Genomic DNA, 12,002 nt, shown 5'->3' on the forward strand with positions numbered 1-12,002 from the left:
CGTTGGTTCCTTACTCAAGTTTACCGTCTTTCAGCATGGGGGAATAACCGGTGGTCGGCTGTGAGTTGTTATGGATGACGGACAGATTCGAAGCTTCGGGCCGTCCAAAAACGTGGCATAAGGAAAGAAGATAAGTGGAGATTCACGACGTGAAGAAAATTGCTCCTTCGCAGGGTCTGCGGCTCATGGCTATTCACGCGCACCCGGACGACGAATCTTCAAAGGGTGCTGCAACGATGGCTGCCTATGTTGATGCTGGCGCCGAAGTGATGGTCGTTTCCTGCACCGGCGGTGAGCGCGGGGATATTCTCAACGCCGCCGCTGGCGAACTCGCCCATGCGCACCGCGACCTGGCAGGCGTCCGGCGGACCGAGATGGCCGAGGCCGCTGCAGTGCTGGGCGTCAAGCACCGCTGGCTGGGCTATGTCGACTCCGGCTTGCCGGAAGGGGATCCGCTGCCGGAGCTGCCCTTTGGCGCCTTCGCCTTGCAGCCAGTAGAAATCGCTGCTGCCGGCATCATCAAGCTGATCCGTGAATTCCGTCCCCACGTCATCACGACCTATGACGAAAACGGCGGGTACCCCCACCCGGACCACATCCACTGCCATAAGGTTTCAACCTTTGCCTTTGAGCACGCGGCTAATCCGCAGATGTACCCGGAACTGGGTGCGCCGTGGTCGGTGAGCAAGTTGTACTACGACCGTGCTTTCGCACCGGATCGTTTCCGCACCTTGCACTACGCGATGCTGGAAGCAGGTTACGAGTCCCCCTACACCGAGCGCGTTGCGCTGTGGGAAGCGGACGAGGAAAACCAGATGTTCAAGTGGGTTTCCCCACACACCACGACCACCCAGATCAACTGCGCGGATTTCTTCTCGCAGCGCGATCAGGCGTTGCTGGCCCACAGAACCCAGATCGACCCGGAAGGTTTCTTCTTCGCCGTACCGGAACACGTCTACGCGGAGCACTGGCCGTGGGAAGACTACACGCTGATTTCCTCCAAGGTAGCAACCGAGTTGCCCGAGACCGACCTGTTTGCCGGACTAAGATAGTACTAAGCGCTTTCCAGTACTAGAAAAGAGTTGTCTTTACATCGTGAATACGATCTTCGAATCCCTGGCTCTGACTTCCTCGACCCTCGGTGTCGGTACGGAGACCAGCAGCGAATACGGTCCAGGATTCCTTGGGTTCATTTTCACCGCAGCCTTGGTGGTTGCCGTGATCTTCCTGATTCGCGACATGGTCCGTCGAGTGCGCCGCGTGCGCTACACCTCGGAAGCCGAGGCAAAGCAGCAGGAAATGGTGGCCAAGGGGGAAGAACGCAAGCTTCAGGAATCCGAAGAGCCGCACGACCCGAAGACCGACGAACAGCAGTAGGCGCTTTGTGAGCTGCGCGATAGCATGATTGCGTGGCTCAACGACTCGCTGGCTCATCCAGCCAATACCTCAGACAGCATTCGCACCAACTTGTCGACTGGTTCCCCTATGGGGACGAAGCCTTCGAACAGGCCCGGTTGCGCGACGTACCGGTCATGCTTTCCATCGGCTACGCTGCCTGCCATTGGTGCCACGTGATGAGCCACGAGTCTTTCGACGATCCTGAAATCGCGGCGCTGCTGAACGAAAACTTCGTAGCTATCAAAGTGGACCGCGAAGAGCATCCGCTCGTGGACGACACCTACATGCTGGCTACCCAGGCGCTCACCGGTGCCGGTGGTTGGCCGATGACGATTTTCGCCCTTCCTGACGGGCGTACCGTGCATGCCGGCACGTACTATCCGAAGACGCCCCGTGGCAAGACTCCGAGCTTCCGCCAAGTGCTCAACGCCGTCCACGAGGCCTGGGAAACCAAGCGCGATTCGCTGGAAGAGCAGGCCCAGATGCTCGCCGCGCATTTGGCAGAACTCGGAAGCCGCCAGAGCTCGCTGTTGTCGCTGCATTCGCAGCAGCCAGCAGAGCAGGCCTTCGGCGCAGCACTTGATCGATGGGTTGCCGCCACCAAACCAGAAGGCGGCTTCACCCCGGCGCCTAAATTCCCGCCGACCTGGGCTCTGAAGACACTGTGGCGTGCAGTGGTCACCACCCCGAACCGCGCCACCGAGGCCTTCGCCGCAGCGGCCACCCATCTCGAAGCGATGTTCCTTGGCGGCCTGCAGGATCATATTGATGGCGGTTTCGCCCGTTACTGCGTTGATGAGTACTGGTCGGTCCCGCACTTCGAGAAGATGCTCTACGACAATGCCGGCCTGCTTTCACTGGCGGCTCGCACCAGTGTCCTGGCGGCGGAATTCGCCCGCAAGTCCGAAGGGGAGATAGCCCAGCGCGCGCAGAATCTCGCCGGGCTCGCCCAGCGCAGCGCCCAAGGCATTATCGACTTCCTCAGCGAGGAACTGCTCACCGCATCTTCGGCCGCTCCAGCTTTCGCGGCTTCCCTTGATGCCGATTCATCCCGTGATGGCCAGCAGATCGAGGGCGCGTACTACACCTTTAGCCGCGAGCAAATCGCACTGGTCACCGACCCTTTGATTCAGCGGCTGCCCAAGGGGCTGTTGCGTTTCGCGCCGGTGGCCGAGGACCCGCAGAACTTCTGCTTCTCGCTGTTGAGGGTTCCTGAAACGAACGAAATCGGTGTTCTCCATGAACTGCGGGATGCAATGCGCACGCTGCGCCGCTCGCGAATTATGCCGGTCCGCGATGAGAAGGTGATCGCCGGTTGGAACGGGCTGGCCATCGAAGCCTTGTCTGAAGCCGCGCTGCTCCTGGACCAGCCAGAAGCCTTGGCGCTCGCCGAGAAGGCAGCAACCTCGGTGTGGACGATGCAGTGGGACGAAAAAGCCGGACGGCTGGCCCGCGTGAGCTTCGCCAATCATGCTGAGCACGGCAATGAAGGCACCTTGCAGGACTATGCCGCCCTGGCCCTGGGATTCTTGGCGTTGGGCCAAGCCAGCGGGCACAAGCAGTGGGCTGAGCGTGCCAGTCGCTTACTGGGACGCGCTGCCAACTTCGTAGACCCGGAAACCGGGGTGCCGCGTGACGCGGTCCAAGCCGATGCGCGCATCGCAGCCCAGCGCAGCAACATTGCTGCCGTCACGGTGCTTGATGATGCGCTGCCGGCCTCGGGTGCGCTCTACGCCAAGGCGCTGGCGATGCATGCCCTGCAGTCCATGGCGGCGGGAGACTACACCGAAGCAGATGCGGCGGACTTGGAAAGCGCCCGCGTACTTTCTGCCCACGCCCTGGCTTTGGCCAGCGACGCGCCAACACAGGTAGCGACCGCCTTGGAAGTGCAGTGCATAGTTTCCAGCCCGGTCCAGTATCTTGCGCTGTCGCAGTGGGATTCGGCAGAAGCCGAGCGCGTGCGTTCGGTGGCGTTGAGCCTCGGATTGAATGTGCGCCACGATCCGTCGCTATCTGGTGCGGCCCAGACCGTCCAGATCCAGCCTTGCCGCGAAGAGCTTTGCCAGATGCCTGTAGCCGGGATGGACGGATTGTTCTCGCTGTTCGCTTCCGGAAAGGGTGCCTGAGCCCGGGAGAATGTGTCCATCGTGGACGCGGTGAAGCGGGCAGATACCCATGCTGGGCGATAAATAGCGGTAGATTTAGAACCTAGAGTTTTTGGAATCTATCGAAAGGCAGGGACAAGGTGCAGCTTCCGAACCTTGCGTACCGTTACTACGAACGGCGCTTGGCGAAGTCCCTCCCTGCCGACAAGCTTCCGCACCATATTGGCGTGATGGTCGATGGCAACCGCCGGTGGGCCAAGCTGGCCGGCACCCCGACCATGGCAGGCCACCAGGCCGGTGCGGACAAGATCCTGGAGTTCCTCGATTGGTGCGAGGACCTGAACATCCAGATGGTTACCTTGTACATGCTCTCCACCGACAACCTTAATCGAGAAGCCAGCGAGTTGCGCGACCTCTTGGAAGTCATCGGCACGACCCTGGACCGTCTGGGAGAGACCAACCGGGTCAAGGTCCAGCAGGTGGGAGCCAAGGACCTGCTGCCTGAAGACCTGGCGCAGAAGCTTGCCGCGCTGGAAACCGTTACGGCCAACCGCACCGGCGTTCATGTGAATGTGGCCATCGGCTACGGCGGACGCCGTGAAATCCTTGATGCTTTCAAGTCACTGCTTTGCAAGGCCGCCGAGGATGGACGCACGGTCGAGGAACTTGCCGCCGGACTGTCCACTGAAGACATCGAATCGGCACTGTACACCAAGGGCCAGCCAGACCCGGATTTGGTGATCCGCACCAGCGGGGAACAGCGTCTCTCCGGCTTCTTGACCTGGCAAAGCGCGTACTCGGAGTTCTACTTCTGCGAGGCATTGTGGCCGGATTTCCGCCGCGTGGATTTCCTGCGTGCGTTGCGCGACTTCGCTGATCGCCAGCGCCGCTTCGGCACCTGAGCCCCGAATCGTGCACCCGGCTCAGCTGTTCAGCTAATCGTTACCTGAACGTAGTCCCCCGGTAGCGCTTCAAGGTCTATGGTGATCATAAGGCCGGGGCAACAAGACCCAGCTGATCGAAGGGTTCCTCACTAGATGACCAAATGCAGCGCCAGCCGGAGCAATTGCCGGAATCGCCTTGGACATCCGGTGTCGGGATTCCCCACTTACGCGTGGGGAGAGTCCCCACGCCGGATTCGAGAATGGGTGCGCTGCCATGACACGAACAGCCGAACAGGGTGTACGAACCTACGTCATTGATACTTCGGTCTTGCTTTCTGACCCGAAAGCCATGTTCCACTTCGATGAGCACCATGTCGTGATCCCGCTGACTGTCGTCACCGAGCTGGAACATAAGCGCAAGGATCCTGATCTGGGCTTCTTTGCACGCCATGCCTTGCGTGTGCTTGACGAGCTGATTGCCAGCCATGGGGGATTAGCCCAGGCAGTGCCCGTGTCCAAAACTGGTGGAACGCTGCGCATTGAACTGAACAACATCGCCCCTGAGGTCCTGCCGGTGGGCATGCGCTCAGGCGATAATGATTCACGCATCCTGGCTGTCGCCAAGCACCTGCTGGATGCTGGCCTCGACGTTGCGCTGGTCACCAAGGACCTGCCGATGCGCATCAAGGCCTCTGCCATGGGCATCCATGCCGAGGTATACCGCAATGAGCTGATCGCCTCGACCGGGTGGACCGGCATACAGCAGCTGGAACTGGGCGAAGAGACCATGGCCAAGCTCTACGAACATGAACAGCTTCTGAACCACCCTGCGGTCGCCGATGAACCGATCAACACCGGATTCGTCATCACATCCCCGCGCGGAAGCGCCCTGGGCCGCAAGGTTGATGCGAACACCTTGAAGCTGGTGCGCGGCGACCAGCAGGCCTTCGGATTGCATGGACGCAGTGCAGAGCAGCGCATCGCCTTGGACCTGCTGATGGACCCATCCGTGGGCATCGTCTCCCTGGGCGGCAACGCCGGAACCGGTAAATCGGCGTTGGCCCTGTGCGCCGGAATGGAAGCAGTGCTTGAACGCAGGGAACACCGCAAGATCACCGTGTTCCGTCCGCTCTATGCCGTGGGCGGCCAGGAACTAGGCTACCTGCCGGGCTCCGAGGGAGAAAAGATGGGACCTTGGGCCCAAGCGGTCTTCGATACCCTCGGCTCGATCGTGTCGAAGAATGCCATTGATGAAGTGGTCGAACGCGGGATGCTTGAAGTCCTGCCGCTGACCCACATCCGCGGGCGTTCGCTGCATGATTCCTTCGTCATTGTTGATGAAGCCCAGTCGCTGGAACGCAATGTTCTGCTCACGGTGCTATCGCGCATCGGACAGAATTCCAAGGTGGTGCTCACCCATGACGTGGCACAGCGAGATAACTTGCATGTAGGCCGCTACGACGGCGTCGCCGCGGTCGTGGAACAGCTCAAGGGACATGCCCTCTTCGGGCATGTGACCCTGACCCGTTCCGAGCGCTCTGCTATCGCCGCGCTAGTCACCAACCTGCTTGATTCGCCCACCTTGTCCTAGGATTGGCGCTCGCTGCGCAGCTCCCACGGAATCGGCGCCCGCACGTCGGTAAGCGTGGGAGCTGGGGCGGTGAACAAGGAATCGATGTAGTACTCGTTCTGGGCCAGGACCTGAAGCGACAGCTCCGGGGCCGCAGGCATCCCGGCCTGAGCGGAGAGCACCCGGCGGCTCAGGCAGACGCCTGTTGCCAGATCCAGTACCACGAGGGTTCGTGTCCCGGCGGGAACGAGAGGACAGCTGGCCAGCGCGGGCTGGTAGTTGTGTCCCGCAGTGAGAACGGCGGCTAAAGCAGGCCGGTTGCCATGGGTGATCTCTGCGAGCTCGTGAATGTAGGTGGGGTGGTCGAAAGCGAGATCATGGGCGGCAGGCTCGGTGCCGGCAAGTTCCACCGGGTCGAGCATTGGTTCCCAATGCTCCAAGGGCAGCAACCCATTGAAGCCGGAAATTTGTGGACGGCGCAAGATCAGGTGGTCTGAGGTATAAACCGGGGAGGTCAGCGAGGCCGGCAGCTTCCATGAGGAATTGGTGGCTGCGACGTAGCCTCGGCTCCGATCTGCGGTGAACTTCTCCTTTTGGTACACCAGTTGCCCCTCGGCCGAGCGCACGGCTATGGCTTCTCGCTGGCGGAGGATGGCGGTCAGCTGGCCTTCCAGGCCTTCGCCCGGTTGGGCGTAATGCTCCGGGACCTGGACCTGGAACTGCAAGGAGGTGCTCAGCCATGGGGCGGACCGGGCCAAGGCACGGAAACGACGACGGGCCGCCGACTCAGGGGCGGAGTGCCCGGGGAAAAGAACTGGAACTGCTGGAACGTCCATACTCCAATTGTAGAAGCGGCTGAATTATTCACAAGAGGAAGACCCCTCTGCCGAAGATCCAATGAGGTGCCTATGCTCTATGCATGTCAGAAATTTGGAACGTGGCACAGGAAAGCCCGACCACCGCAGCACTGGTTCTCCTCCAGCTAGCCTGCTTTCTTGGTTTCGGGTTCGTCTTGTCCAAGGAAGACATGGCGACGCATCGTTTGCCCAACCGGCTACTGGCTTACTGGTTGGCGGCCAGCATCGTGGTGATCGCGTTGCTGGGGATCTTCCGTTCTGATGGGCATGGGCTGCTGATGAGCCTTTTGGGGTTGCTGCTGCTTGGCGGAGGCTATCTGCTCCTCGCGCTGATTTCCGCTGGGGCAATGGGCATGGGCGATGTGAAGCTGGCCGGCGTGCTGGGGATGAACCTCGGCTACTATTCCTTGCCCAGTTTGTTCTTCGCGACCTTGCTTGCCTTCCTGCTGGCCACCGGCTGGGTTATCGGGGGCGTGGCGGTGCGGAAATTGACGCTGAAATCAGCGGTCCCTTTCGGTCCCTTCATGCTCATTGGGTCTTTAGCAGTGCTGCTTATGGCACCATGAAATCATGGCAACTCCAGAATTCGTAACCCATCTTCGAGAACGCATCGGTCATGAACTGCTATGGCTCTCCGGGGTGAAAATAGTTGTCCTCCACGACAGCCGGGTGCTGTTGGTGCGACGTGCCGACAATGGCAAATGGACCCTGCCAGCAGGAATTATTGATCCAGGCGAAGAGCCTTCGCATACAGCACACCGCGAAGTGCTGGAAGAAACCGGCGTTGAATGCGAAATCACGGACCTGTTGGGGGTCGGGGTGACAGCTCCCACGGTGTATCCCAATGGGGATCACGCGCAGTACCTGGATGTAGTTTTCAAGGCTCGGCACCTTTCCGGCACGGCGAAGGTCAACGATGACGAGAATTTGGAAGTGGGGTACTTCGAACTGGCTAACCGGCCAGAACTCCCGCCGCTGCACGAACGGGCGCTGCAATGGGCGATGGCCCCTCGGCCCGGTGGCTATTTCGCCAGTTGACGCTTCCTGCCTTCAACTCCGCGGTGGCATGCGTGAATGCCGCCGGCATGAGCTTAGACTTGCTCCATGACCGGGATTGGACTGATTGAACCTTCTGCCGCACTGCATGCTTCCTTCATGCGGAGCACAACCGAATGGGCGGGGGCGGAGCAGGACGGGGCCTCGGTCTTCTACGCTGCCAAATACGGTTGGGATCTGCGCAATGCAGAAGACTTCGCGCAGTGGGTCCAGCTGCTCAAGGATCTGGAAAAGCCGCACTTCACGCCACCGGAAGGCTTCGTTGCGCAAAGCACCCTGTGGCTAGCGCACGACGATGAGTACTTGGGCGCGGTCAGCTTGCGTCACGAGCTGGGCAATGATTTCCTTCGCGAAGTCGGCGGGCACATCGGCTACGGCATACGCCCGAGCGCCCGTGGCAATCGCCTGGCCAGAACCGCGCTCGCCGGATCCCTCGAACAAGCCCGCAGCCTTGGCCTGCCGCGGGTCCTGCTTACCTGCAACGACTCCAATACTGCTTCGGCGCGAACCATCGAAGCTTGCGGCGGAGTCCTCGAACGCGTCGTTTCGGTCGCCGAAATCGGGCCCCGCTTCGGCTCCACCGAGGACCTGCGACGCTATTGGATTGAACTGAGCTAGTTCGCTGGAAGCACCTCGCGGAATACGCGCAACGTATTTCCGCCCATGATGGCCGCGATTTCCGTATCCGAATAGCCGCGATTCATCAGTTCCTGGGTGATGACAGCAATCTGGCTGGCATCCCATGCGACGGTAGTTGCTCCGTCGAAGTCGCTGCCCAAACCGACGTGTTCGATTCCTGCGACCTTGATGACGTGCTCCATCGCGTCCACCACCGAATCCACATCCAGGGTGCAGACCGCAGCGTCCCAGTAGCCAATTCCGATAACGCCGCCGGTCCCGGCTATGGCCTGGATCTGATCGTCAGTGAGGTTCCGGTTCACATCGCAGGTGGCTTGGACACCGCCGTGGCTGAATACCACGGGTTCAGTAGCCAGGGAGAGGACTTCATTGAAAGCCGCGTCGCTGGAATGCGCCAGGTCGACGATGACCCCCAGCTCTTCCATGCGCTTGAGTGCAGCACGGCCAAGGTCGGTGAGCCCTGATTTCTCGACCCCGTGTTTGGAGCCGGCCACCGAGTTGTCGAAGAAGTGCGTGAACCCGGCCATGCGCATGCCATCGTTGAACAGGACATCCACGTTCCTGACGTCGCCCTCAAGATTATGCAGGCCCTCTACCGAGAAGAGGCCTCCGGTGACCTGCTGGCCGCTCTTGCGGTCCTTGAACAGCTGGTCGAGCTCGGCGGTGGTGGTGATGGTGCGCAGGGTGCCTTGCGAGTCGGCGGCGTCGTCGCGCAGTTTCTTGGCCTGGTAGCGCGAACGCTCCAGGAGCGAGAACCAGGTCTGAGGCGGTTGCAGCTGGACAATGCCCAGCAGCGTGATGTTATCCGATTCGGCGCTATTGGAGTCGTAATTCTGGCCGACGGGCGACTTGGAAACCGAGGAGTAGACCTGCAGGGCGACATTGCCTTCTTCCATGCGCGGCAGGTCGACATGGCCGCGGTCCGAGCGCTTGAGCAGCGAACGGTCCCACATCAAGGTGTCGGCATGCATGTCGGCAATCTGCAAGCGCGAATGCAGTTCCGAGGCGTCGTCGCCGACCGCTGGCAGACCCGCGGCCTCGATCTTATTGCGGGTGTTTTCCACGATGCCGGGAGCAAAAGCGAAGAATGCGGCCAAGAGGACTACGAGCGTGCCGGAAATCCAGAGGCCAAGACGTTTAAAAGAGCGAGATGTGGTGCGGGTCATAGGTGGAGGCTAGCAGATGTTACCGGCAAGTAGGAGTCTGTTTTTCCGGGTTAAAGTACGCTACCGCGACCCGATGCCGAGCATCGAACCGCGGTAGCAGCAGGGGTGGAGCGCCTGGGAATTAGTGCTTGCCCACCATGGTGGAAACATCCAGAAGCTGATCGAGCTGTTCCTCGGTGACTTCACCGCGTTCAACGAAGCCCAAAGCGATGGTTGCTTCGCGTACGGTCAGCCCCTCGGCAACAGCCTTCTTGGCGATCTTGGCTGCGTTTTCATAGCCGATCAGCTTATTCAGCGGGGTGACAATCGATGGGGAAGCCTCGGCCAGGAAGCGCGCGCGTTCCACATTGGCCTTGATGCCGTCGATCATCTTTTCGGCCATCACCGTTGAGGTGCTGGACAGCAGGCGAATGGATTCGAGCAGGTTGGAGGCCATGACCGGGATGCCCACGTTCAGCTCGAAGGCGCCGTTGGTTCCGGCCCAAGCGATGGCGGTGTCGTTGCCGATGACCTGGGCTGCTACCTGGATGGTTGCCTCCGAAATGACCGGGTTGACCTTGCCGGGCATGATGGAGGATCCTGGCTGCAGATCAGGGATCGCAATTTCTCCCAAGCCGGTGTTGGGGCCGGAGCCCATCCACCGCAGGTCATTGGCGATCTTTATCAACGAGATAGCGATGGTGCGCAAAGCTGCGGAGGCCTCGACCAGTCCGTCGCGGTTGGCCTGTGCTTCGAAATGGTTGCGCGCCTCGGTGATGGGCAGGCCGGTGTCTTCGCGCAGGAACTCGATGACCTGCTGCGGGAAGCCGTCTGGGGTGTTGATGCCGGTGCCTACCGCGGTGCCGCCCAGGGGAACTTCGGCAACGCGTGGCAGGGCCGCTTCGATGCGTTCAATGCCGTAGCGTACCTGTGCTGCGTAGCCGCCAAATTCCTGGCCAAGGGTGACTGGGGTGGCATCCATCAGGTGGGTGCGGCCGGATTTGACCACATCCTTGAACTCGGCGGACTTCGCCTCCAGCGAGGAAGCCAAGGTTCCGAGGGCCGGGACCAGGTCATTGAGCAGAGCTCCGGTGGCGGCAACATGCACGGACGTCGGGAAGACGTCGTTGGAAGATTGCGAGGCGTTCACGTGGTCGTTCGGGTGGACCTCGGTGCCGCTGTCCCGGGCCTTCAAGGCACGGGTGGCCAATTCGGCGAGAACTTCGTTGGTGTTCATATTCGAGCTGGTTCCGGAACCGGTCTGGAATACGTCGATGGGGAAGTGCTCGTCGTATTGCCCGGTAGCGACCTGATCGGCTGCGGCCACAATGGCCTCAGCGCGTTCTTCGTCGAGAACGCCGAGCGCCAGGTTGGCTCGTGCGGCGGCCTTCTTGACCTGGGCCAGGGCCTTGATATGCGAGGATTCCAAGGTCTTGCCCGAGATCGGGAAATTATCGACGGCACGCTGGGTTTGCGCGCGGTACAGGGCCTGAGCCGGAACTCGGACTTCGCCCATGGTGTCATGTTCGATACGGAAATCGTCACTGTTAGTCATGAGCCCAGAGTACGCCCGAACCGTCATCGAATGACAGGTCTCTGACGTAAACATCACAACCAACAGTGACGCTTCACCGAATTGGGAATAAAAGCCGTTTTACAAGGCTTTTCCTGAAGCTTGGAGCTTCTAGTCGAGGCCCAGGCTGGAGACCAGCTGGGCACGGCCATCGTGCAGGTGGTAGGCAACGCCGGCGACCGCGGTGCGGCCCTCTTCGATGGCCAGCGCGATGATGCTGGACAGGTCGACGAGGCGGTCGGTGGTCTGCTTGACGTGCTCGACAACGGTGCCGTTCACGTCGGTGATGCCCTTGCGTTCGGCGGCATGGACTGAAGGGGTGATGTGCTCGACCAGGTCGCGAACGAAGCCCTTGGGCATGTTGCCAGTTTCCTTGGCCTGGATGGCGCTGGTAATCGCACCGCAGGAGTTATGCCCGAGGATGACGATCAACGGCACGTTCAGGGCGTCAACGGCGAATTCCAATGAACCGAGGCTTGCCGGATCCAGGACGTGGCCTGCGGTACGCACCACGAACATGTCGCCCAAACCCACATCGAAAATGATCTCTGCCGCAAGGCGGGAATCAGAGCAGCCGAAGATGACAGCGAAAGGTTCCTGGCCGGAGATCAACTTCTGCCGTCGAGCACTGTCCTGGTTGGGGTGCTGGGTATCTTCGTTGACGAAACGGAAATTGCCGGCGCTGAGCTTTTCCCAAGCCTCTTTAGGCGTCAGGGTCAGTTGTGTTGATTCAGAGAGCATGACTCAGATTCTACGGGATGCTGTTCGAATATCG

At 60.5% G+C, this 12,002-nt stretch carries 12 protein-coding genes; 8 read left to right on the forward strand and 4 right to left on the reverse strand.

Annotated elements, in window-relative coordinates:
- Positions 1-185: 185 nt before the first annotated feature.
- The 5 genes from mca to ACWICV_RS11420 all read left to right on the forward strand — a co-directional run bounded on the left by mca (position 186) and on the right by ACWICV_RS11420 (position 5,978).
- A complete protein-coding gene (gene mca / locus ACWICV_RS11400) occupies positions 186-1,052 on the forward strand; it encodes a mycothiol conjugate amidase Mca (protein ID WP_105657493.1) in 867 nt (288 codons plus the stop codon).
- 43 nt (positions 1,053-1,095) lie between these two features.
- Positions 1,096-1,377 carry a hypothetical protein gene (locus ACWICV_RS11405; RefSeq protein WP_105657449.1) on the forward strand — a complete coding sequence of 94 codons (282 nt, stop codon included), beginning with the start codon at positions 1,096-1,098 and terminating at the stop codon, positions 1,375-1,377.
- 32 nt (positions 1,378-1,409) lie between these two features.
- Positions 1,410-3,524: a thioredoxin domain-containing protein gene (locus ACWICV_RS11410; RefSeq protein WP_454091039.1), complete on the forward strand. Its 2,115-nt coding sequence runs from the start codon at positions 1,410-1,412 to the stop codon at positions 3,522-3,524.
- Between the two features lie 119 nt (positions 3,525-3,643).
- Positions 3,644-4,405, forward strand: coding sequence for an isoprenyl transferase (locus tag ACWICV_RS11415; RefSeq protein ID WP_105661709.1), 762 nt, complete (start codon positions 3,644-3,646; stop codon positions 4,403-4,405).
- Positions 4,406-4,661: 256 nt separating this feature from the next.
- Positions 4,662-5,978: a PhoH family protein gene (locus tag ACWICV_RS11420; RefSeq protein ID WP_105657452.1), complete on the forward strand. Its 1,317-nt coding sequence runs from the start codon at positions 4,662-4,664 to the stop codon at positions 5,976-5,978.
- Here the strand turns inward: ACWICV_RS11420 and ACWICV_RS11425 are convergent.
- Positions 5,975-6,793: a hypothetical protein gene (locus ACWICV_RS11425; RefSeq protein ID WP_454091040.1), complete on the reverse strand. Its 819-nt coding sequence runs from the start codon at positions 6,791-6,793 to the stop codon at positions 5,975-5,977. The two genes, ACWICV_RS11420 and ACWICV_RS11425, sit on opposite strands and share 4 nt — an antisense overlap.
- Positions 6,794-6,876: 83 nt before the next feature.
- On the opposite strand from ACWICV_RS11425, the gene ACWICV_RS11430 reads away from it, so the two are divergent.
- The 3 genes from ACWICV_RS11430 to ACWICV_RS11440 all read left to right on the forward strand — a co-directional run bounded on the left by ACWICV_RS11430 (position 6,877) and on the right by ACWICV_RS11440 (position 8,488).
- Entirely contained in the window at positions 6,877-7,380 is a 504-nt protein-coding gene (locus tag ACWICV_RS11430; RefSeq protein ID WP_454091041.1) for a prepilin peptidase, read from the forward strand.
- A gap of 4 nt (positions 7,381-7,384) precedes the next feature.
- Complete coding sequence (locus ACWICV_RS11435) at positions 7,385-7,852, forward strand: NUDIX hydrolase (RefSeq protein WP_454091042.1); 468 nt, start codon at positions 7,385-7,387, stop codon at positions 7,850-7,852.
- A 66-nt stretch (positions 7,853-7,918) separates the two neighbouring features.
- Complete coding sequence (locus tag ACWICV_RS11440; RefSeq protein WP_400290130.1) at positions 7,919-8,488, forward strand: GNAT family N-acetyltransferase; 570 nt, start codon at positions 7,919-7,921, stop codon at positions 8,486-8,488.
- Here ACWICV_RS11440 and ACWICV_RS11445 read toward each other — a convergent pair.
- The 3 genes from ACWICV_RS11445 to ACWICV_RS11455 all read right to left on the reverse strand — a co-directional run bounded on the left by ACWICV_RS11445 (position 8,485) and on the right by ACWICV_RS11455 (position 11,968).
- Positions 8,485-9,675 (reverse strand): dipeptidase, encoded by a 1,191-nt coding sequence (locus ACWICV_RS11445; protein WP_402472591.1) that lies wholly within the window; start codon positions 9,673-9,675, stop codon positions 8,485-8,487. The genes ACWICV_RS11440 and ACWICV_RS11445 overlap by 4 nt on opposite strands.
- Before the next feature lie 121 nt (positions 9,676-9,796).
- The gene (locus ACWICV_RS11450; RefSeq protein ID WP_105657458.1) at positions 9,797-11,209 is read right to left on the reverse strand and encodes a class II fumarate hydratase; all 1,413 of its coding nucleotides are present in this window, start codon (positions 11,207-11,209) and stop codon (positions 9,797-9,799) included.
- Positions 11,210-11,338: 129 nt separating this feature from the next.
- A complete protein-coding gene (locus ACWICV_RS11455) occupies positions 11,339-11,968 on the reverse strand; it encodes a carbonic anhydrase (protein WP_400290132.1) in 630 nt (209 codons plus the stop codon).
- Positions 11,969-12,002 lie beyond the last annotated feature (34 nt).

The sequence above is a fragment of the Glutamicibacter sp. NPDC055354 genome, assembly GCF_053644955.1.

What these genes read in the sequence shown, in the direction of transcription:
- mca (WP_105657493.1), top strand. Translation starts at nt 186, where the DNA reads ATGGCTATTCACGCGCACCCGGACGACGAATCTTCAAAGGGTGCTGCA.
- ACWICV_RS11420 (WP_105657452.1), top strand. Translation starts at nt 4,662, where the DNA reads ATGACACGAACAGCCGAACAGGGTGTACGAACCTACGTCATTGATACT.
- ACWICV_RS11425 (WP_454091040.1), bottom strand. Translation starts at nt 6,793, where the DNA reads ATGGACGTTCCAGCAGTTCCAGTTCTTTTCCCCGGGCACTCCGCCCCT.
- ACWICV_RS11430 (WP_454091041.1), top strand. Translation starts at nt 6,877, where the DNA reads ATGTCAGAAATTTGGAACGTGGCACAGGAAAGCCCGACCACCGCAGCA.
- ACWICV_RS11435 (WP_454091042.1), top strand. Translation starts at nt 7,385, where the DNA reads ATGGCAACTCCAGAATTCGTAACCCATCTTCGAGAACGCATCGGTCAT.
- ACWICV_RS11440 (WP_400290130.1), top strand. Translation starts at nt 7,919, where the DNA reads ATGACCGGGATTGGACTGATTGAACCTTCTGCCGCACTGCATGCTTCC.
- ACWICV_RS11445 (WP_402472591.1), bottom strand. Translation starts at nt 9,675, where the DNA reads ATGACCCGCACCACATCTCGCTCTTTTAAACGTCTTGGCCTCTGGATT.
- ACWICV_RS11450 (WP_105657458.1), bottom strand. Translation starts at nt 11,209, where the DNA reads ATGACTAACAGTGACGATTTCCGTATCGAACATGACACCATGGGCGAA.
- ACWICV_RS11455 (WP_400290132.1), bottom strand. Translation starts at nt 11,968, where the DNA reads ATGCTCTCTGAATCAACACAACTGACCCTGACGCCTAAAGAGGCTTGG.